The organism is Sphingobium yanoikuyae (genome assembly GCF_013001025.1).
In the GTDB taxonomy this organism is placed as follows: domain Bacteria; phylum Pseudomonadota; class Alphaproteobacteria; order Sphingomonadales; family Sphingomonadaceae; genus Sphingobium; species Sphingobium yanoikuyae_A.
Genome location: NZ_CP053021.1, coordinates 194202 through 213051, shown reverse-complemented (window position 1 = coordinate 213051; position 18850 = coordinate 194202). Strand labels below are relative to the sequence as shown.

The window sequence follows — 18850 nt, the reverse complement described above, 5'->3', positions numbered from 1 at the left end:
AATAAAACTGACCATGGCCCCATATGGCGGTCATGACCCGCTTCTCCGTCCTTGATCTCGTTCCTGTCCGCGAAGGCAGCGACGTGTCCGCCGCCCTTGCCGACGCTGCCGATCTGGCTGCCCATGTCGAAGCATTGGGCTATCACCGCCTCTGGGTGGCCGAACATCATGGCATGCCCGGCATCGCGTCGGCCGCCACGGCCGTCGTGCTCGCCCATATCGGTCAGGCGACTTCATCCATCCGCATCGGCGCGGGCGGCATCATGCTGCCCAACCACGCGCCGCTGCTGATTGCCGAACAGTTTGGCACGCTGGACGCGCTGTTCCCCGGCCGCATCGACCTGGGCCTGGGCCGCGCCCCCGGTTCCGACCAGAAAGTGTCGCAGGCCATCCGCCGCAGCCTCAGCGGCGGGGCCGACCAGTTCCCCCGCGACGTACTCGAACTCCAGGCCTATTTCGCCGGCGACGATCGGCTGGGCATTCAGGCCACGCCGGGCGAAGGCGCCAATGTCCCGCTCTGGATTCTCGGCTCCAGCCTCTACGGCGCACAACTGGCGGCCGCGCTCGGCCTGCCCTACGCCTTTGCCTCCCATTTCGCCCCGGCCGCGCTGGACGAGGCGCTGGCCATCTATCGCCGCGACTTCCGCCCTTCGGCCCAGCTTGACCGCCCCTATGCTATGGCCGGCTATAACATCTTCGCCGCCGACAGTGCGGCGGAGGCCGAACTGGTCGCCAGTTCGATGCAGCAGGCCTTCGTGCGGCTGCGCACTGGCCAGCCCGGCAAGCTGCAACCGCCATTGGCGGGCTATTATGACAGCCTGCCGATGCAGGCCCGCGCCATGCTATCCGATGTCCTGAGCGCCTCCAGCATCGGCACCCAGGCGGATGTCGAGCGCGACCTGGCCGCCTTCATCGACCGCACCGGCGTGGACGAGGTAATCATCGCCGCCCAGATCTTCGATCCGGCGGCACGCAAGCGCAGCTATGAAATCGCCATGGCAGCGGCGCAGGCGATCGCCGCCCGCGAACTGGCCTGATGCCTCAGGTGGCGGCCAGCCGGCCGCCACTCATCAGCCCGGCCATGGTCGGCGACAGGCGCTGCATCAGGTTGCCGATCAGGATCACCACCGCCAGCACCAGGAAAGGCTGGGCGATCAGATAGAGCGGATAGAGCGGCGATCCGAGCGGACCGAACAATTGCCCCAGTAACGGCCCGCCCAGCCAGATCAGGATCAGATGGGCGCAGAAGAGGAAGAAGGCATAGGGTTCGACCCGCATCAGCAGGCCGCGCGCCGGGCTTTCCGCCAGCGCCCAGGCCAACCGCCAGAAGCAGAGCGACGCCGCCATGCGCACCGCCATGTCGAGGCTCGCCAAGGCCAGCGGCGCCAGCCCCGCCCCGCCCTTGAGCGAGACATAAAGCTGCGCGCCCATCAGCAGGCAGAAGGGCAATGAAGCTGCCAGCATCGGCACCGCCGCGGCCCGGTCCGCCCAGCCCTCGTGCCGGGCCAATATGCCGATGGTGAAGAAGAAGAGGATCGACGGGCGCATCAGCACCGGCGGCCCGAGCCCCGCAATCTGACATGACAGCGCCACCAGCGCGACCGCCATCAGCATCCAGTTGGGCAACCGCACCAGCAAGGGCGCGGCGACCATGCACAGGAACAGGTCGCGCAGGAACGGCATCTGGACATTGATGTCCGGATTGCGGTTGATGATGAACAATTCCTCGGCGATCCAGCCCCCCGACTGCGGCACCGGCGCCGACAGGCCCAGCAGCCAGGCCGTGCCCGACACCAGCAGGATCGCCACCGCATTCCACAACAGCATCGGCAGCAGGATCGTCCGCGCCTTGCGCCCGACATGATCGAGCCAATTGCGCGTGCGTGCCGAGCCGCCGACCAGCCAGCCGGAGATCAGGCCCAGCAGCGGCACCGCGCTACGGCCGAAAATCTCCATCAGCACCCAACGCAACCCTTCCTGCGGGGAGCCACGCAGCAATTCCAGATCCTGGCCGTTCCGTCCGGTCCAGGCATGGACATAGACGACACCCAGAATGCAGATCACACGCGCAATCGCGATCGCGTCGGAACGGCGCGTCGCATTGGCCAAGACGATATCGGGCAAGCAAAAATCCTGATTGTGGCAGGTTTCCAATGCCCGAAACCCGCTCCTGTTCCCCCTCCTGCGCGACGGAGCGAGCCGGAAGCGGGATCATGGGACGCATCAGCGCGGATTTCCGCGCGCCATGGGGCGCTCCGCAAAGGGCATTTCGGCCCGTGGGTAATCCAATATTTACCTCCCCCCGATAGCAATCTGGTCGATTGCCGGACGCGTGCCGGCTGCGGGGGACGATAGAGGCTCATGACCCAGATGCCGGGCGCACATCAATTTTCGCACGACACGGGCGCTGCCGCATCGTCTGCCGGCATGCACCAGCCGCTGGGCATGGTGTTCCAGATCGCCGGGTCGAGTTCGAAGATCCTGGTCGATCCCAACAGCCTCGCGGCGCTGGCCCATGATCCCGACGCCTGCCTCGCCATGGCCGGCCAGGTCGGCAGCCAGGTCAAGATGCGTGTCGGCGAACGCTGGCTGATCGCCAATATCCGGTCGCTGATGCTCGACCGGCGCGATGGCGGGGCGATCATCGCCGATATCGATTTTCTGGGCGAAGGCGATGAGGAAAAGCTGACCGGCCGCATCTACGGATTCCGGCGCGGCGTCACCCGCTATCCCACGCCCGGCACCGACATCTATCCGGTGTCGAGCTACGACATGCAGCAGATCTATGCCGCCGACGACCGGCCGCATGTCCAGATCGGCACGGTCTATCCGACGATGGACACGCGCGCGGCGCTCTATGTCGATTCGATGCTGGGCAAGCATTTTGCGCTGCTCGGCTCCACCGGCACCGGCAAGTCGACCAGCGCGGCGCTGATCCTGCACCGCATCTGCGACCTGTCGCCCCAGGGCCATATCGTCATGATCGACCCGCATGGCGAATATGGCGCGGCCTTCCAGCAGAATGGCGCAGTGTTCGACGTGAACAACCTCGCCCTGCCCTATTGGCTGATGAATTTCGAGGAACATTGCGAGGTGTTCGTCACCTCCGAAGGCGCCGAACGCACCCAGGATTGCGACATCCTGGCCAAATGCCTGCTCGCCGCGCGGATGAAGAACCGGCTGGCCGAAAGCATCGGCCGCCTGACCGTGGATTCGCCCGTCCCCTATCTCCTGTCCGATCTCACCGCGATCCTGCAGAACGAGATGGGCAAGCTCGACAAGGGCACCGGATCGCTCCCCTATCTGCGCCTCAAGTCCAAGGTCGACGAGATCAAGGGCGACCCGCGCTATTCCTTCATGTTCTCCGGCATGCTGGTGGCCGATTCGATGCAGGCCTTCCTCGCCAAGGTCTTCCGCCTGCCCTCGGGCGGCAAGCCGATCTCGATCATCGACGTGTCCTCCATGCCCTCCGACATCACCTCGGTGGTGGTCTCGGTGCTGTCCCGGCTGGTGTTCGACTATGCGCTATGGGCGCGCGACGAACCGCAACGGCCGATCCTGCTCGTATGCGAGGAAGCCCATCGCTACATTCCCGCCAGCACCGCCGGCGGCGGTCAGGCGGTGCGCCGCATCCTGGAGCGGATCGCCAAGGAAGGCCGTAAATATGGCGTATCGCTGGGCCTCATCACCCAGCGTCCGTCCGACCTGGCCGAGGGCGTGCTGTCGCAGTGCGGCACCATCATCTCGATGCGCCTCAACAACGACCGCGACCAGGCCTTCGTGAAGGCGGCCATGCCCGAAGGTGCGCGCGGCTTCCTCGATTCCATCCCTGCCCTGCGCAACCGCGAGGCTATCATCTGCGGCGAAGGTGTCGCCGTGCCGATCCGCGTCGCGCTCGACAATCTGGAAGAAGCGCGGCGCCCGGCTTCCGGCGATCCCAGCTTCACCCAGCTCTGGCGCCAGGCCGGCGGCGAGGACGATATCCTTACCCGCACCATCACCCGCTGGCGCAACCAGGGCCGCTGAGCGGCGCATCGGCCTCAGCCGGTCGGCGCGATCCGACCGGCCGGTTCGCTTTCGCTATGCACCGCCTCACGGCATTCCTCTTCGTGCATCGGCACCATCAGCTTGGCCTTGCGCCAGCCGCCCTGCCAATAGACCAGAGCCGCGAGTGTCAGGGACACCGCCGATCCCACCGGGAAGCTCAGCCACAGCGCATCCGCGCCGATCCGGGGATAGGCGAGATAATAGAAGCCCAGCCGCACTGCGAAGAGGGTGAAGACCAGGATCAGCAGCGGCGCCACCACCACGCCGTTGGCGCGCATCACCCCGAACAGGATCATGGTGCAGCCGAACAGCATGAAGCTCCAACTTGCGAGCAACTGCATGTTCCAGGCCGCATCGATCACCGCCTGGTTATGGCTCAGGAACAGCGCCAGCAGCGCTTCGTGGAAGATCAGGATGACGACCACCATCGCGCCGGTGATCGCCAGCAGATAGGATATGCCATAGCCGGTGATCCGGCTGATCCGGTCCCACCGACCCGCGCCGATATTCTGCGCCGCCATGGCGCTGACCGCCGCGCCCATCGCCATCGCCGGCATCTGCAGATAGGTCCAGATCTGCTGCGCCGCGCCATAGGCGGCGGTCACCAGAAACCCTTCGCGATTGACCAGGCCGATCATCACCAGGCCGGACGTCGACATGACGATCATCTGCAGGCCCATCGGCAGGCCCTTGGTCGACAGCACTCGCATCTCGTCCATCGCGGGCCTGAGATAGCCAAGCTCCGCGCCGCGAAGCCGCAACGGCAGATCCTTGGCATAGGTATAGATGACCAGCGCAATCAGGCTGATGAAGCCCGCCGCCGCCGTTGCCGCCGCCGAACCGCCAATGCCCATGGCGGGGATCGGACCCAGCCCCAGGATCAGCACCGGATTGAGCACCAGGTCGATCGCCACCGACAGGATCATGAAGATCAACGGCGTGCGCGCGTCGCCGGTGCCACGCAGCCCCATCATCATCATGACGCTCAGCAGCGAGGCCGGCATCGCGACGAAGATGACGCGCAAATAGGTCAGCGCCATATCAAATGCTTCGGGCGGGGTCGCCAGCAGATGGAGCAGCGCCGGCCCACCGAACCAGCCCGCCACCGCCACGCCCATGGCCAGCAGGAAGCAGAAGCCGACCGCCGAACCAAACACCCGCCGCGCCGCATCCATGTCGCGCGCGCCGACCGCCTGCGCGATCATCACCGTCGACGCCATGCCGAAGCCGAACACGACGGAGAACATCAGGAACATGATGATATTGGCGTTCGCCGTCGCGGCGAGCGCCTGTGGCCCCAGGAAGCGACCGACCCAGATCGCGTTGATCGATCCGTTCAGCGACTGGAGGATATTGGACGCCAGCGTCGGGATGGCGAATGTCAGCAAGGTGGAGGCGATCGGCCCCTGAGTCAGGTCCCGCGCCCCTTGTGCCCCTGCTGCCATTCGCCCTTACCCCTTATCCCCGATTGCGGCGCAGGCTAGGCGGCTCAGCCCAGCCGGTCCAGTGCCGCCTTCAGCCTTTCCGCCTCGGCGGTCTTTTCGGCATGGTCCTCGCGCGCCTTGGCCACCGCTTCGGGCTTGGCCTTTTCGACAAAGGCCGGGTTGGACAGGCGACCGCCCAGCGAATCCCGTTCCTTGGCCGCTGCCGCCAGCGCCTTTTCGAGGCGGGTCTTTTCCGCCGCGATATCGATCACGCCTTCCAGCGGCAGGATGAAGGTCGCCTCGTCGACGACGATCTGAGCCGCACCGCCAGCGACATCCTCGCCAAAGGCCAGGCTCTCGATCCGGCCCAGACGCGCCAGCGCCGCGCCCTGGCGATCCAGGCGGCCACGGGTTGCGTCCGCCGCATCGCGCACGACCATGCGCAGCTTGGCGCCCGGCGGCACGTTGAGTTCGGTCCGCGCGGTGCGGATCGCACTCACCAGACGGATCAGCCAGTCGATCTCGCCCTGTGCGTCGGTATCGACCTCATAGAGGGCGACCGGCCACTCGGCCACGATCAGTTCCTGCGCGCGCTCGCCGGTCAGCTGCCACAATTCTTCGGTGATGAAGGGCATGAAGGGATGCAGCATGACCAGGATCTGGTCGAACGCCCAGCCCGCGACCGCCTTCGTCTCGTCATCCATCGAACCCTTGGTCAGTTCGATATACCAGTCGCAATACTGGTCCCAGACGAAGTGATAGATGGCATTGGCGCCCGCGTCGAAGCGCAGTTCGGTCATGGCCGTGTCGATCGCCTGCACCGTCGCCACCGTTTCGGCGATGATCCAGCGATTGACCGGCAGCGTCGCGTGCGGCGCTTCGCGGCTGGTCGAGGCGGTGACACCATTGGCCTGCAGGAAGCGCGCCGCATTCCACAGCTTGGTCGCGAAGTTGCGATAACCCTCGACCCGCTTCTCATCCATCTTCACGTCGCGGCCCTGGCTTTCCATCGCCGCCATGAAGAAGCGCAGCGCGTCCGCGCCGAACTTGTCGATCAAGCCCAGCGGATCGACCACATTGCCCTTGGACTTGGACATTTTCTGGCCGTCGGCCGCGCGGACCAGGCCATGGAGATAGAGCTTCTTCCACGGCACATCGCCCATGAACTCCATCCCCTGCATCGCCATGCGCGCATCCCAGAAGAACAGGATGTCGAAGCCGGAGATCAGCAGGTCATTGGGATAATGGCGGCTGAGCGTCTCGCTCTGCTCCGGCCAGCCCAGCGTGCCGAACGGCCACAAGGCGGACGAGAACCAGGTGTCGAGCACGTCGGGATCGCGCACCAGCCTCTTGTTGCCGGCCTGCGATTGTGCCTCTTCCTCGGTTTCCGCGACATAGGCATTGCCTTCGTCATCGAACCAGGCCGGGATCTGATGGCCCCACCAGAGCTGGCGCGACACGCACCAGGGCTGGATATTCTCCATCCAGTTGAAGAAGGTCTTTTCCCAGCTCTTGGGGACGATCTCGATCCGGCCGTCGCGCACCGCCTGCATCGGCGCCACCGCCAGCTTGCCGGCGTCGACATACCACTGGTCGGTCAGCCACGGCTCGATCACGACGCCCGAACGGTCGCCATAGGGGGTCTGGATCGTGCGCGGCTCGAAATCGGCGGCGACCTCCTCGCCTTCCTTGTTCTTCGTGACATGCGGCACCAGCAGGCCCAGCGTCTTCATTTCGGCAACGACGATCTCGCGCGCGCCGTCCACGCCATCCTTCTTGAAGCGATGCAGCCCCAGGAAGCGATCGGGGATCAGGCCGTCGGCGGTCTGCACGACATTGGCGTCGGCATCGAACATGTTGAGCATGTCCGCGGCCTTCATGCCCGCGCGCTTGCCAACCTCGAAATCGTTGAAGTCATGACCTGGCGTGATCTTGACCGCGCCCGAACCCAGTTCCGGATCGGCATGTTCGTCGGCGACCACCTTGAAACGGCGGCCGGTGATCGGCTGGAGAATCTCCTTGCCGATGACCGCCTGATAGCGGGCATCGTCGGGATGCACGGCGATCGCCATATCGGCCAGCATGGTTTCCGGGCGGGTGGTGGCGACGACGATATGGTCGCTGCCATCGGCCAGGGTCACGCCGTCGGCCAGCGGATAGCGGAAGCGCCAGAAGCCGCCCTGCGTTTCCTTTGTCTCCACCTCCAGGTCGGAAATGGCCGACCGGAAATGCGGATCCCAGTTGACCAGGCGCTTGTCGCGATAGAGCAGGCCGCGCTGGTGCAGCTCCACGAACACCTTGATGACGGCCTTGGAAAAGCCCTCGTCCATGGTGAAGCGCTCATTGGCCCAGTCCATCGAACAGCCCAGACGGCGCAGCTGGCTGGTGATCGCGCCGCCGCTTTCCGCCTTCCAGTCCCACACCTTGGCGACGAAATCGTCACGGCTGAAATCGGTGCGCTTCTGCCCGGCCGCGTTCAGCTGCCGCTCGACCACCATCTGGGTCGCGATGCCGGCATGGTCAGTGCCGACCACCCACAACGCATCCTTGCCGCGCAGCCGCTCGTAACGCACGACGATGTCCTGCAGCGTATTGTCGAGCGCATGGCCGACATGCAGGCTGCCGGTCACGTTCGGCGGCGGATTGACGATGGTGAAGGGTTCGGCGCCCGGACGGTCCGGACGGAACAGGCCATTGGCCTCCCAATGCTGGTACCAGCGGGTCTCGATGGCGGCGGGGTCAAAGGTTTTGGGCAGTTCGGTCATGATCGCGCTTTAACGCCTGCCGCACGACACGCAAGGCATGGCGCGCGTCAGATCAGGCTATCCATGACTTCCGAAGGCAGACCAGCGCGGATCGTGATGCCCCCATCCCCCTTTCGGGCGACCAGTTGCGGCTCGCTCAGACTGTTGTCGAACACCCAGGCCCGATCCGCCTGGTCGAAGAACCAGCGCAACTGCGCGAAGGACCTTATGCGCCGCGCCGCCACCTTGTCAGCCGGCACATCATGCCCGCCCTTCGCCACGCGATAGGCGATCCGCTCCAGCTGGCGCTCCACCGAATCCAGATAGACATAGATCAGCCGTATCTCGAAGCCGCGATCCCGCGCCTTCTCCACCAAGCGCCGATATTTGGGACTGGACAGCACGGTCTCGACGCCGATGGTCTGATGCACGTCGATCGACGCATCCAGCCAGGCCTCGATCCGCTGCACGGCAGCCAGATTGGCGGCGTCCTGCACCAATCCTTCGCTTTCACGCAACCGGGCGGTCAGCAGGTCGGGATTGATGATCCAGACTGAACCATCAAATTCGGCCACGTCGCTGCGGCCATAGGCCGAGCTTTTGCCACAGCCATTGGGGCCCGCGACGATCCACAGACGCGGCCGCGCATGGCCCTTGCCGATCAAATCTTGTCCCTGATCGCCTTATTCTCTTCCCGCGCCTTGCGAACGCTGGCGCGGAAGGAGGCGAGGAATTCGGCCTCGAACTGCGGGCTGTCGGCATCGACCACCCGCAGCTTCACGGCCTTGCCGTCCTTGTGGACGGTCCGGTATCTGGGCTTGCCCGGCTTGCCGAGGTCGATGGGACCATCGACGATATCGACCTTCATCTTTGCCATGGGGTCAATATAGCAGGCCGGGCCAGGCCCTCAAAGGCTCATTTCCCCTTGGCCGCGCCGGTCCACTGGTCCAGCCAGCCCAGCGCCTCGTCATACCATTGCAGCGAATTCTTGGGCTTCAGCACCCAGTGATTCTCGTCCGGGAAGACGACCAGGCGCGACGGAATCTCGCGCCGCTGCAACGCGGTGAAGGCGGCGAGCCCCTGGGTATAGGGAATGCGGAAATCCTTCTCCCCGGTCACGACCAGCATCGGCGTCTTCCACTGGGCGACATGATTGACCGGGTTCCATTTCTCGAACTCCTCCGGCTTCTCATAATAAGGGCCGCCATGCTCCCATTCGTCGAACCACAGTTCCTCGGTCTCATAGGCCATGGCGCGGGCGTCGAACACGCCGTCATGCTGGACGATGCACTTGAAGCCGTCGGCCCACTGCCCCTCGATCCAGTTCATCATGTAGCCGCCATAGCTGGCGCCGAGCGCGCAAGCGTTCTTGGCATCGACATTGGCATCTTTCGCCGCCGCCGCGGCCAGGCCAAGCTTCAGATCCTCCAGCGGCTTGCCACCCCAATCCTGGTTGATCGCATCGGTGAAGGCCTGGCCATAGCCGGTCGAACCATGGAAATCGACGATCACCGCAGCATAGCCATGGGCGGCAAAGGCCTTAGGATTCCAGCGATAGGACCAGCTGTCGTTGAAGCTGCCCTGCGGCCCGCCATGCACCAGGAAGGCGACCGGCAGCTTGCCCTTGGCAGCCATGGGCTTCACGATCTGTCCCCAGACCGTGTCGCCATTGGCGCCCTTGAAGCTGAAGCGCTGGACCGACACATCATCCACCCCGGCCAGCTTCTGCGCGTTGACATTCGTCAGGCGCACCGGCTTGCCTTTCGGCGGCATCTTCCAGAAATCAGCCGGCGACTGGATGCTGTCGAGCGCATAGACGAAACCACCTTCGGGCAGCGGCACGACGCTGCCGGCATGGCCCTTCTCGGTAAGGCGCGTCACCTTGCCCGATGCGGCGTCCACCCGGAACACCGGATTGTCGAGCACGTCATTGGCGGTGACCAGCAGCCCCTTGCCATGCGCTTCCCAGGCGATCGACCCGATCGAACGATCCCAGCCCTCGGTCAGCGCGCGCGTCTCGCCGGTGGCGATGTTGCGCAGCATCAGCACCAGCCGATCGGCTTCATAGCCGGGCCGCTTCATCGCCGCATAGGCCAGCCATTTGCCATCGGGCGACACCACGGGCATCGTGTCGGTCGCGTCATTCGCGTCGGTCAGGTTGACCGGCTTGGTGCTACCGTCGGCCGGCACGCTGAAGATGTCGAGGTTGGTCGACAGCGGTTCGATCCGCCCGGCCTCGCGCAGGGCGAAGAACAGCGTCTTGCCATCCGCGCTCCAAGCCAGTTCCTCTGCCCCGCCGAACGGCTTGGACGGGCTGTCGCCGACCAGACCGCCCATCACCGACACCGCCTTGCCGCCCGCCACCGGCATGACGAAGATCTGCGATCGCTGGCCATCGCTCCACGTATCCCAGTGGCGCACGAACAGCTGGTCATAGACCCGGCCGCTGCCCGCGCTCGGCGGGGTCGGCGCCTTCACATCGTCGATCGTGCGCGCACCGACCGGACGGTCGGCCCACAGCGCTACCTTGTCACCCTGGGGGTTCAGCAGGAAACCGGAAATGCCGCCGGGCGCCTTGCTGATCTGCACCGGCTGACCACCCGAAATCGGCGCGCGCCACAACTGGTCGTCGCCGCTGGCGTTGGAGACATAATAAAGCGCGCTGCCGTCAGCCGAAAAGACCGGCGACGCCTCATTCTTGTCGGGCACCGACGCGATCAGCCGGGGCGCCTGCCCCGCCTTGTCGATCGCCAGCAGATAGAGGTCGGTGCGGCCGCGATTATTGGCGAGATCCGTGCTGCGCAGTTGATAGGCCATCCACTTGCCGTCCGGCGACACGGTCGGCGACGACACCCGGTCCAGCGACACCATGTCATTGGGCGTGAAGGGACGGGCAGCCGCCGGCGCCACCAGCGCAGACGACAGCATCGGCGACAGGGCCAGTGCGCCAAGGCCGGCAAGCAGGATATGTTTCATGGAAAAATCACCCTCGGATCGAAAACACGGCGTGCCGGCGCATGCAATGCACGGCCGGGCGCGTCGATGAGATGATCCGTGGTCTAGGCGCGCCTTACGCCCCCGGCAAGAGGCCGGCGCGCGATCGCCGGCCTGTCGGCCTCAGCGGCCGGTGATGCGGGAGATTTCCTTGGCGACCATGTCCTCGACCAGTGCGGGCAGGCGCGCGTCGAGCCATTCCTTGAGCATCGGCCGCAGCATCGAGCGGACCAGAGCCTCCAGCGTATTGTCCTCGCCCTCGCGCGGGCTGACCAGCATGGTGGACAGGGCCGAAAGCGAATGACGCGCGGCCACTTCGCTTTCCACCGACAGGATCGAGTCGCCGTCCGATTCGGACGGGGCCACAGCCTTCACGGCGCGGGTCGACTTGGGCGCGGGCATCACTTCCTCCACCGGAATCTCGTCGGTCAGTTCCAGCACTTCCTCGACCTCGGCCGACATCACCGCATGGGACGCGGCACTCAGGTCGATCGGGGTCTTCTGGCGGCGCTGCGGCGCGGCCTGAACGGCATCCTCGCCCTCTTCGGCGATGATCCGCTTGATGGACGAGAGTATCTCTTCCATCGAGGGTTCCTTGGTCATGTCACCCATGGATAATTCCCGTCCAAATTTCATTCCGCACCTATTCCGCCAAGATCACCTGTTCAGGTTAACAAGCAGTTAAGGCTGCGCGGTATCGACTTTGGCGTTTTGAGCCGGCGTGTCAACGGTACGCGTCGAAACCGCCTGCGGCTTGCCGTCATAGTCCCAGTCGAACCACTTGCCCTCGACCCGGTCATAATTGACCATCGGGTCATAGAGGGTGCCGCTCTCCAGGCCCAGATCGTCGGCCTCGGCATGACCCATGGCCGCCAGCAGGGTGAAGCCGGCGACATAGGCGTTGCGGCGCGCGGTCACCAGTTCGACCTTGGCGTTGAGCGATTCCTGCTCGGCATTGAGGATGTCGAGGATGGTGCGGCTGCCGACCGAATTTTCCGCCCGCACACCTTCCAGCGACAGTTCGGCGGCATCGACCGCCTTCTGGCTCGACTGGATCGTGCGCAGCGACGCCTGCAACGCGGCATAGGCGGCGCGCGCCTGCGAGATCACGCCGCGCTCGACCTCGATCTGCCGCTCGATCGCCTGCGACTCGAGCGCCTGGTTCTGGCGCACCTGTGCGGCCGGGCGACCGCCCTGGTAGAAGGGAATGGTCAGGGTCGCACCGACGGCCGCCTGCTTGTTGGCCGCAATGTCCTTGTCCATATAGTCGGTATAGCTGCCCTGGCTGAACCCGCTCAGGGTCGGCAGCGTGGCGCCCTTGGCCGCCTTCACGTCATAACGCGCCGCCTCACGCGACTTCTGCGCAGCCAGGATATCGGGATTATCGGCCAGCGCGACGCGCACGGCGCTGTCGGGATCGGCCGGCAGGCCCGGCAGAGCGGGCGGCGATTCCAGATCGACCGGCGCCTCGCCGACCATCGCGATATAATTTTCGCGGCTGGTGATCAGGTTGGATTCGGCGCGCTGCAGGTCGGAGCGGGCCAGTTCCAGACGCGATTCGGACTGGGCGACGTCAGTGCGAGTGACATCGCCGACCTCGAACCGGTCGTTGGTCGCCTGGAGATTGACCTCCAGCACCTTCACATTCGCGGCATTGAGCGACACCAGCGCGATATCGCGGATCACATCCATATAGGCGGCGACCGTCTGCGAGAACACGCTCGCCTCGGTCCCGCGCAGATTCGCCTGGCCCGATTCGACGCGCGTTTCCGCCGCCTTCACGCTGTTGCGCACGGTGCCGCCGGAATAGATGGGCACATCGATGCTGCCGCTGGCGCTGGCGGACCGATGCGGCGCCAGGAAGCTGTTCGACGGGCGGATGACCAGTTCCTGGAACTGGAGCTGCGAATTGGCCGTGGGCCGCCCCGCTGCCTTCTGGATCGGGACATTCTCGTCCGTCGCCCGCTGACCGGCGCGTGCGCCGGTCAGGGTCGGGTTGGTGCGATAGGCCTTGGCCAGCGCGCCCTGCAGGGTTTCGGCATGCGCCACCCCTGCCATGGAGGAGGATAGCAACAGCAAGGCTGTAGCGGCTTGGCGCCGAAGGGTCATACGCTTTGCTGTCATCTATCCTGTCTCAAAAAACGAACTGCTCCGGCGCGGCGAAACCGGGAAGCACGACCATTTCCATGTCGGTAAGGCTGGCGAGACCCAGCACGCCCGCCACCGCGCGGCCGCTGCACAGGCGAGCGACACCGCGTTCGACGACGCCCGTCACCACCCGTCCCCCATCGACTAGCTGCTGGACGAGCGCAGCGGGGACTTCCTCCACCGCGCCGTCAATGAAAAGAACATCATAGGGCGCACCGGCCGATGCGCCGGCGGCCAGCGGGCCACGCACCACGGTCACGCCGGGCACCGCGATCTCCGCGCCACCCTCGACCTCGACTGCCGTCACCTGCGCACCCAGCTCGGCGAGCAGCGCCGCGCTGTAGCCGGTCGCGGCACCGATCAGCAGCACCTTCTCGCCGGCCTGGACATTGGCGTCCTTGAGCAGACGGCCAGTGACCAGCGGCGGGTTCAGCGCACGGTCGCCGTCCAGCGGGATCGGGCGATCGACATAGGTCATGGCCCGGCGCTCGGCGGGGACATAGTCCTCGCGCGGCACCTTCGCCATCACAGCGATCACGCGCTGATCGTCCACGGCGCTGGTGCGCAGCTGGCTCTCGACCATGGCGGTCCGCATCGAAGAAAAGTTCTGCTCGGTCACGATAGTTCCTCGCTTGGCACAACTGTATTGGCAATGCAATACACTTAGGGGATTACCGGACCTCTAAATCAGCATTTCCCCCGCGCCAAGCGGCTTTCCACGATGGAGAGCGAGATTCTTGGGATTGTTCGCCTTCCCGCGCTTGACTTTGCGATCAAAGGCGGACATTTGCCGCCTCCACCGCACGGAAGGCCCGATGGCGGAGTGGTGACGCAGAGGACTGCAAATCCTTGCACGCCGGTTCGATTCCGGCTCGGGCCTCCATCCCTTCCGAATTAAGCCGATATTTCATGTCGCTTACGCGCGCCGCGCGGAAGGTTAGACATTTAGGTTAGACTTTTCGTCAGGCCTTTTTGCCCTCTTCGGCTGGCGGAAATGTGACCAGAGAGGTCACCAGGGCGCGGCTTTCCCAATCCGAAATCTCGGCCACAGCCGACGCATTCATGACGCCCTGGTTGGCCGCTTCGGTATAGACGCGCACCTCTTCGTCGCGGCTATGGCCGGAGACGGATTTCAGCTGCTGCTGGGTCAGGCCGATCTCGGCGCCGCGCCGCATCATCGCCTTGCGCAGGCCATGTGCCGAACAGCGCGCGGGAAGCCCGGCCTCGTTGCACTGCTTGCGGAACCAGTTGCCGAACGCCGCAGCCGATTTGAAGGCGCGGTTATAGCTGGTGCGCAGATACGGGCCCGGCCCATCCAGCGGCGGCATGGCGTCGATCGCGGCCGCCAGCTGCGGCGCCATCGTGATCCGCATCGCCTTCCCCGTCTTCGACTGCGTCATCTCGAATCGGCCGCCCTCCAGGTCCGCCGGGGCGAACATGAAGGCGTCGCCTTTTCGCTGCGCCGTCCAGAGCATCAGCTCCATGGCCAGCCGGGCCTTCGTGCCCAGCGCGTGGTGCGCCCGATATTGCGCGATCTCCGATTCAGTCCAGGTGTGGAAAGTGCCCGCCTTGACCTTCACCCGGTCAGCCTCTGCGGCCGGGTTTTTGCTGATCATCCCCAGCTTGATGGCGAAATCGAATAGGCGCACCAGTTCCTTGCGCAGCTTCTTCGCTGCCTCCGGCCCGCCCTCCCAGCGCGTCCCGACCTGCCGGCGCTCCAGCCGCTTCTCCAGAATTTGCTCGACATGGTCGAACCGCACGTCGCGGACATAGGCCTTGCCATATTCGGTCCTGACCCGGTCGAGGATGCCGCGAATCTTCCGCTGCGTCATCTCGGTCGGGCCGAGTCGCGACGGCACGGCGACATAGGTCTCGATCAGGGCAGCGATACTGCCCGGCGCCGCGCGATCGCTGCCCGGCTGGACCTCGCCCTGCTCGCACAGCCGAAGTTCGGCCAGAAACTCGTCGGTGCCCAGCTCCGCCTTGAAATAGTGGGTCGCGAAGCCCTTGCGCCGATAGCGCAGGCGAACCTTGCCGTGACGATCGGTCGTCGGGGAGACATATTGCGGGAGGTGCCGGTTGTACCGCCGGCGGCGCTTCTTCGTCATCGGCCGAGAATCTTGTCCATGCTGTTGCCCTTTCCGGGCGCATCCCTGAGCGTCCGCAGGCGGATGATGCCGTTCGGATCGATCTCGATCTCGAAATCACGCACGCCGGCGTCGCGCGCGGCTTTCACCACGCGCGAGACGTCCGACTGCTTGAACCGCGCAGGCGCGTTCATTCCTTCGTCCTTTCGGGTTGGAGGGCAGCGCGCACCGCGAGGCCCGTTGCGTTGTTCCAATACATGCCAGGCAGGAAACCGCCCGGTCCCTGCCGGTGGCCGAGCTTCCGACGCTCCAGCGCCTTCGCAACGGCATAGTCGGCGCCAGTGCGCAGTTCGATACCGACGCCTTCGGTTCCGGTGACATCGTCCGGCTCACTATCGATCAGCATCGTCTGCTGGCGCGGCGTGAGGTTCGGCCAGGTCATGACGGCATCCCGTCGTGCTGGGCACCGTCGAGCAGCCGGCCGGCCTCCTTCTTGCTCATCGGGACCGCCAGCGCGCCCGGCGCAAGAAATTCGCCGATAGATTCGTCATCGCGCGCGGCCCGGCTTGTGCTGAAGCTCTCCCACCTGCGCCAGCGATCCACCGACTTAAACGACACCGGGGGGACGATGTCGACGCCGCCATGCTCATTCGCGACGGCTTCGTGCGGCGCCCAGCTGCCCCACTGCTTGAACAGGAAGGCGACACCCACGGCTGCGCACTGATCGCGCAGGCTGCGCGCCCAATCGGGGTGCATCGGCCGGGCGCCCGGCCCGCTCTCGCCGCCGGCGACGACCCAATTCGGCTGGGTCGCGTGGGCGAGGATATCGATGTGGCCAAGCAGAGGCTCCGCGCTGATCCAGCGCACCTGGGCGGGCAGCTGCGCCAGCACCGGCCAGCGCTGGTCATAGCGCTTCTGATCTTCGGCCGAGATGCCGAACCACCAATTGGCCGGAATCTCCGTGAACCAATCCATTCCCGAGGCGCATGCCAGCTCGCTCTGTCGCCTGGGCAGTTCCGCGAAATAGGCGGTGAACCGCTCCGGCCGCTTCGTCAGGATCTGATAGATGTGCTGCGGCGCGCTCAGCATCGCCGCGAACACGGCGTCGAGCATGCGATCATCGACGCCCGGATGGCCCAGGTCGCCATGAGCGCAGACGAAGATCATGCGCGGCCGCGTCCACCGGCGCGGCTGGTCGAGCAGAGGCTCATAGAGCCGGACCTGCCCGTTCCAGACCGGGCCGGCGTTGCTGGCCTGCGTCAGGCCTTCGCGCGACGGATGATGGCGCAGGCGCGTGCCCGCCAGCCGCATCGCATAGCAATTCGTGCAGCCCGGAGAGAGGACGGTGCAGCCGTTGACGATGTTCCAAGTGGCGTCGGTCCACTCGATATGCGTTCCATCAGACATCGTCCGACCTCCGAACGGTGATCCGCCAGTCCGACCCGTCCTTCAGCGTGATCTCGGTGGCATATTCATCGACCGCAATGAATTCGGGCAGGTCTTCCCCCGCCCTCCTGTACTCTTCAAAAGCCGATTCCAGCAGGGCACCATAGGCGCGCAGGCGCTTTTCCTGCTCGCCATCATCAGCCCGCAAACGCTTCAACTCGTGCAGGATAGCGCCGATATTCTCGCAGAATTCGGTGTCGTTCTCGACCTCGTCGAGCAGCCGACCGTTTTCAAACCAGTCATCCAACTGCGCGATCGACGCGGCCAACGCCGCCTCGTTGTAAGGCTGCAGTTTCACAGCATCAGCCATCGATGTTCTCCTTGATGACGTCGAACGACACGGCGACCACCCAAGGGTTCGCCTCCCACGCTTCAGCGCCGTTGATGTGAGTCCAGATGCCGGCAAAGCCGCACCGATAGGTGCCTTCGGGGAAACCGGCATAGAATGCGCCGCTGTCGTCCATCACCAGCCGATCGACGCCTTCGGCCTGAGCGTCCGCCTCGCTGATCTTGTGCAGTCGCTCGACACGAACGTCGGTGACGACCAGCGTCAGGCGGCTGGCCCAGCGCGGCATGAAGATGGACGGACGACCCTTGCCGTGCTGGTCGCAATTGTCGCGGCCGTCCGCCTCGTACCAGATGCGCGCTTCCGTGCCGATCAGGCCGGGTCGGTACTGGTCATATGCGCGATGGGCGCGCCAGGTCTCCTTGACCCACAGGCGATCACCGACAGCGAAGCGCGCATCATATTCCATTGGGAAGCCGGCCCGGCGCGCCACGCCGACGCTGCCATCCAGATCCCATTTGGTCGGGTGCTTCGGAAGGTGCTTGTACTGGTTGAGGCTGTGCATCTTCACCCCGTCGGCAACGGCCGGACACAGGCCGAACACCGAGCCCCCGAAGTCCTCTTCCTTGGGCGGCTGGACCTTCATGATCCGGCGAGTCTGGGTCTTTCGACCGTCGAGAAGCGCACGCACCATCGGCGCGCTGAACAAGATGGGGCGGTCTGTCATGCAGCCTCCTTGAAAAGCTCGAATTGCGGATCGGGCAGCAGCGCGCCCCACTGAGCCGCCATGGCGGAAGCGATCGACGGATAGGTCTCGCTGCGCCGGCGGGCGCGATCCGGCCCAGGCGGCTCGCGATGGCAACGCGACCATGCCTTATGCTCGGCCGTGCCCGGCCGGGGCGGCTTAAGCATGTTGGTCGGCTGGAGCGCTGGAAGGTTGATCAGCTCCAGCCCGGTATTCTTGAAGAAGGGCTCACCGAAGAAGTAGGGATGCACAAACTGCGTCCGCCCGCGCCCGGTCAGCCGGATCGCGTGGCCATGCATCACCGGGTTCTCGACGACGCGGCGCGGGATCTGGTGCGCATCGCGCAGCGAGCGATAGAAGGCGGCGGCAGCTTCCAGCTTCGCCCAGCGGTCAGGGTTGATCCCGTTGACCTTCTTCATGCCGAGATACAGGTGCTTCGAGCCGCTGTTGCACAGGATCGTGCAGGGCGGATGCATGACGGCCATCATGTCCCAGCCGTCATCGAGGTGATCGAGGACGTTGCCCCGGATGTGGCGGTTGCTACCGTCGTCGGCCGCCTCGATGTCGCACGACCATGCATCGTGCCCCAGCGCCTCGAAGGCGCGGCGCACCACGCCGGAGCGTTCGCAGGCGATGAGGACACGGCCCATCAGCCGCGCTCCCAGACCGGGCCGTAATCGACCACGACAGAGCGCACCCGGCTCTCGCTGCCCAGGAACACCGGATAGAAGAGCGCGCCGGACATCACCGACAGGTAAATGCGGCCGGTCCGGCTGACCTCTTCGATCTCCTCCGGGCTCAACTGCCAGCAGGACACATTGCAAGGGCCGCCGCGCTGGCGGAAAGTGTGCAGGTCGCTCACATCCTCGCGCCCTTCCGGCGCCTTGAAGGTGAAGTTCGATCCCGCGAAGTCGACGGCATATGCCATT

19 protein-coding genes and 1 tRNA gene are annotated in these 18850 nt (G+C 65.2%); 3 read left to right on the top strand and 17 right to left on the bottom strand.

Translation table 11 applies throughout. The features are described 5' to 3' along the window. Positions 1-32 precede the first annotated feature (32 nt). Positions 33-1037: an LLM class flavin-dependent oxidoreductase gene (locus HH800_RS01185; RefSeq protein WP_026109036.1), complete on the top strand. Its 1005-nt coding sequence runs from the start codon at positions 33-35 to the stop codon at positions 1035-1037. 4 nt (positions 1038-1041) lie between these two features. On the opposite strand, the gene HH800_RS01180 is transcribed toward HH800_RS01185, so the two are convergent. Next, positions 1042-2124 (bottom strand): acyltransferase family protein, encoded by a 1083-nt coding sequence (locus HH800_RS01180; protein WP_169859966.1) that lies wholly within the window; start codon positions 2122-2124, stop codon positions 1042-1044. Between the two features lie 237 nt (positions 2125-2361). On the opposite strand from HH800_RS01180, the gene HH800_RS01175 reads away from it, so the two are divergent. Continuing rightward, on the top strand, positions 2362-4026 hold the full coding sequence (locus HH800_RS01175) for an ATP-binding protein (protein WP_169859965.1): 1665 nt from the start codon (positions 2362-2364) through the stop codon (positions 4024-4026). Between the two features lie 14 nt (positions 4027-4040). On the opposite strand, the gene HH800_RS01170 is transcribed toward HH800_RS01175, so the two are convergent. From HH800_RS01170 to HH800_RS01135, 8 genes are all read right to left on the bottom strand, one after another. Then, on the bottom strand, positions 4041-5492 hold the full coding sequence (locus tag HH800_RS01170; RefSeq protein WP_169859964.1) for an MATE family efflux transporter: 1452 nt from the start codon (positions 5490-5492) through the stop codon (positions 4041-4043). Between the two features lie 44 nt (positions 5493-5536). Next, on the bottom strand, positions 5537-8236 hold the full coding sequence (locus tag HH800_RS01165) for a valine--tRNA ligase (protein ID WP_169859963.1): 2700 nt from the start codon (positions 8234-8236) through the stop codon (positions 5537-5539). Positions 8237-8283: 47 nt separating this feature from the next. Further along, positions 8284-8880 carry an AAA family ATPase gene (locus tag HH800_RS01160; protein ID WP_169859962.1) on the bottom strand — a complete coding sequence of 199 codons (597 nt, stop codon included), beginning with the start codon at positions 8878-8880 and terminating at the stop codon, positions 8284-8286. Beyond that, on the bottom strand, positions 8877-9092 hold the full coding sequence (locus HH800_RS01155; RefSeq protein WP_004210716.1) for a hypothetical protein: 216 nt from the start codon (positions 9090-9092) through the stop codon (positions 8877-8879). The genes HH800_RS01160 and HH800_RS01155 overlap by 4 nt, the downstream gene beginning before the upstream one ends. A 38-nt stretch (positions 9093-9130) precedes the next feature. Next, a complete protein-coding gene (locus tag HH800_RS01150) occupies positions 9131-11191 on the bottom strand; it encodes an alpha/beta hydrolase family protein (RefSeq protein WP_169859961.1) in 2061 nt (686 codons plus the stop codon). Positions 11192-11332: 141 nt separating this feature from the next. Further along, positions 11333-11821 (bottom strand): DUF2497 domain-containing protein, encoded by a 489-nt coding sequence (locus HH800_RS01145; RefSeq protein WP_004210714.1) that lies wholly within the window; start codon positions 11819-11821, stop codon positions 11333-11335. A 69-nt stretch (positions 11822-11890) separates the two neighbouring features. Beyond that, complete coding sequence (locus HH800_RS01140; RefSeq protein WP_169859960.1) at positions 11891-13333, bottom strand: TolC family outer membrane protein; 1443 nt, start codon at positions 13331-13333, stop codon at positions 11891-11893. A gap of 10 nt (positions 13334-13343) precedes the next feature. Beyond that, positions 13344-13976 (bottom strand): protein-L-isoaspartate O-methyltransferase family protein, encoded by a 633-nt coding sequence (locus HH800_RS01135; protein WP_169859959.1) that lies wholly within the window; start codon positions 13974-13976, stop codon positions 13344-13346. Positions 13977-14166: 190 nt separating this feature from the next. On the opposite strand from HH800_RS01135, the gene HH800_RS01130 reads away from it, so the two are divergent. Continuing rightward, positions 14167-14240: transfer RNA gene (locus HH800_RS01130), tRNA-Cys, on the top strand. A 79-nt stretch (positions 14241-14319) separates the two neighbouring features. On the opposite strand, the gene HH800_RS01125 is transcribed toward HH800_RS01130, so the two are convergent. From HH800_RS01125 to HH800_RS01090, 8 genes are read right to left on the bottom strand one after another with little or no spacing between them, the layout of a single operon-like run. Beyond that, positions 14320-15465: a tyrosine-type recombinase/integrase gene (locus HH800_RS01125; RefSeq protein ID WP_169859958.1), complete on the bottom strand. Its 1146-nt coding sequence runs from the start codon at positions 15463-15465 to the stop codon at positions 14320-14322. Beyond that, a complete protein-coding gene (locus tag HH800_RS01120) occupies positions 15462-15638 on the bottom strand; it encodes a hypothetical protein (protein WP_163000322.1) in 177 nt (58 codons plus the stop codon). The genes HH800_RS01125 and HH800_RS01120 overlap by 4 nt, the downstream gene beginning before the upstream one ends. Continuing rightward, positions 15635-15886, bottom strand: a complete 252-nt coding sequence (locus HH800_RS01115) for a hypothetical protein (protein ID WP_169859957.1) — start codon at positions 15884-15886, stop codon at positions 15635-15637. The genes HH800_RS01120 and HH800_RS01115 overlap by 4 nt, the downstream gene beginning before the upstream one ends. Further along, positions 15883-16851 (bottom strand): DUF5131 family protein, encoded by a 969-nt coding sequence (locus HH800_RS01110; protein ID WP_169859956.1) that lies wholly within the window; start codon positions 16849-16851, stop codon positions 15883-15885. Before HH800_RS01110 ends, HH800_RS01115 begins: the two co-directional genes overlap by 4 nt. Continuing rightward, the gene (locus HH800_RS01105; protein WP_169859955.1) at positions 16844-17200 is read right to left on the bottom strand and encodes a hypothetical protein; all 357 of its coding nucleotides are present in this window, start codon (positions 17198-17200) and stop codon (positions 16844-16846) included. The genes HH800_RS01110 and HH800_RS01105 overlap by 8 nt, the downstream gene beginning before the upstream one ends. Further along, positions 17193-17903: a hypothetical protein gene (locus HH800_RS01100; RefSeq protein WP_169859954.1), complete on the bottom strand. Its 711-nt coding sequence runs from the start codon at positions 17901-17903 to the stop codon at positions 17193-17195. The genes HH800_RS01105 and HH800_RS01100 overlap by 8 nt, the downstream gene beginning before the upstream one ends. Then, on the bottom strand, positions 17900-18571 hold the full coding sequence (locus tag HH800_RS01095; RefSeq protein WP_169859953.1) for a hypothetical protein: 672 nt from the start codon (positions 18569-18571) through the stop codon (positions 17900-17902). The genes HH800_RS01100 and HH800_RS01095 overlap by 4 nt, the downstream gene beginning before the upstream one ends. Beyond that, complete coding sequence (locus HH800_RS01090; RefSeq protein WP_161730278.1) at positions 18571-18849, bottom strand: hypothetical protein; 279 nt, start codon at positions 18847-18849, stop codon at positions 18571-18573. The genes HH800_RS01095 and HH800_RS01090 overlap by 1 nt, the downstream gene beginning before the upstream one ends. Between the last annotated feature and the right edge of the window lies 1 nt (position 18850).

Excerpts from the sequence above, each read along its gene's own strand:
- HH800_RS01105 (WP_169859955.1), bottom strand. The coding sequence starts at position 17,200 with ATGGCTGATGCTGTGAAACTGCAGCCTTACAACGAGGCGGCGTTGGCC.
- HH800_RS01175 (WP_169859965.1), top strand. The coding sequence starts at position 2,362 with ATGACCCAGATGCCGGGCGCACATCAATTTTCGCACGACACGGGCGCT.
- HH800_RS01090 (WP_161730278.1), bottom strand. The coding sequence starts at position 18,849 with ATGGCATATGCCGTCGACTTCGCGGGATCGAACTTCACCTTCAAGGCG.
- HH800_RS01185 (WP_026109036.1), top strand. The coding sequence starts at position 33 with ATGACCCGCTTCTCCGTCCTTGATCTCGTTCCTGTCCGCGAAGGCAGC.
- HH800_RS01095 (WP_169859953.1), bottom strand. The coding sequence starts at position 18,571 with ATGGGCCGTGTCCTCATCGCCTGCGAACGCTCCGGCGTGGTGCGCCGC.
- HH800_RS01120 (WP_163000322.1), bottom strand. The coding sequence starts at position 15,638 with ATGAACGCGCCTGCGCGGTTCAAGCAGTCGGACGTCTCGCGCGTGGTG.
- HH800_RS01100 (WP_169859954.1), bottom strand. The coding sequence starts at position 17,903 with ATGACAGACCGCCCCATCTTGTTCAGCGCGCCGATGGTGCGTGCGCTT.
- HH800_RS01125 (WP_169859958.1), bottom strand. The coding sequence starts at position 15,465 with ATGACGAAGAAGCGCCGCCGGCGGTACAACCGGCACCTCCCGCAATAT.
- HH800_RS01110 (WP_169859956.1), bottom strand. The coding sequence starts at position 16,851 with ATGTCTGATGGAACGCATATCGAGTGGACCGACGCCACTTGGAACATC.
- HH800_RS01155 (WP_004210716.1), bottom strand. The coding sequence starts at position 9,092 with ATGGCAAAGATGAAGGTCGATATCGTCGATGGTCCCATCGACCTCGGC.
- HH800_RS01170 (WP_169859964.1), bottom strand. The coding sequence starts at position 5,492 with ATGGCAGCAGGGGCACAAGGGGCGCGGGACCTGACTCAGGGGCCGATC.
- HH800_RS01115 (WP_169859957.1), bottom strand. The coding sequence starts at position 15,886 with ATGACCTGGCCGAACCTCACGCCGCGCCAGCAGACGATGCTGATCGAT.
- HH800_RS01145 (WP_004210714.1), bottom strand. The coding sequence starts at position 11,821 with ATGGGTGACATGACCAAGGAACCCTCGATGGAAGAGATACTCTCGTCC.
- HH800_RS01150 (WP_169859961.1), bottom strand. The coding sequence starts at position 11,191 with ATGAAACATATCCTGCTTGCCGGCCTTGGCGCACTGGCCCTGTCGCCG.
- HH800_RS01165 (WP_169859963.1), bottom strand. The coding sequence starts at position 8,236 with ATGACCGAACTGCCCAAAACCTTTGACCCCGCCGCCATCGAGACCCGC.
- HH800_RS01140 (WP_169859960.1), bottom strand. The coding sequence starts at position 13,333 with ATGACAGCAAAGCGTATGACCCTTCGGCGCCAAGCCGCTACAGCCTTG.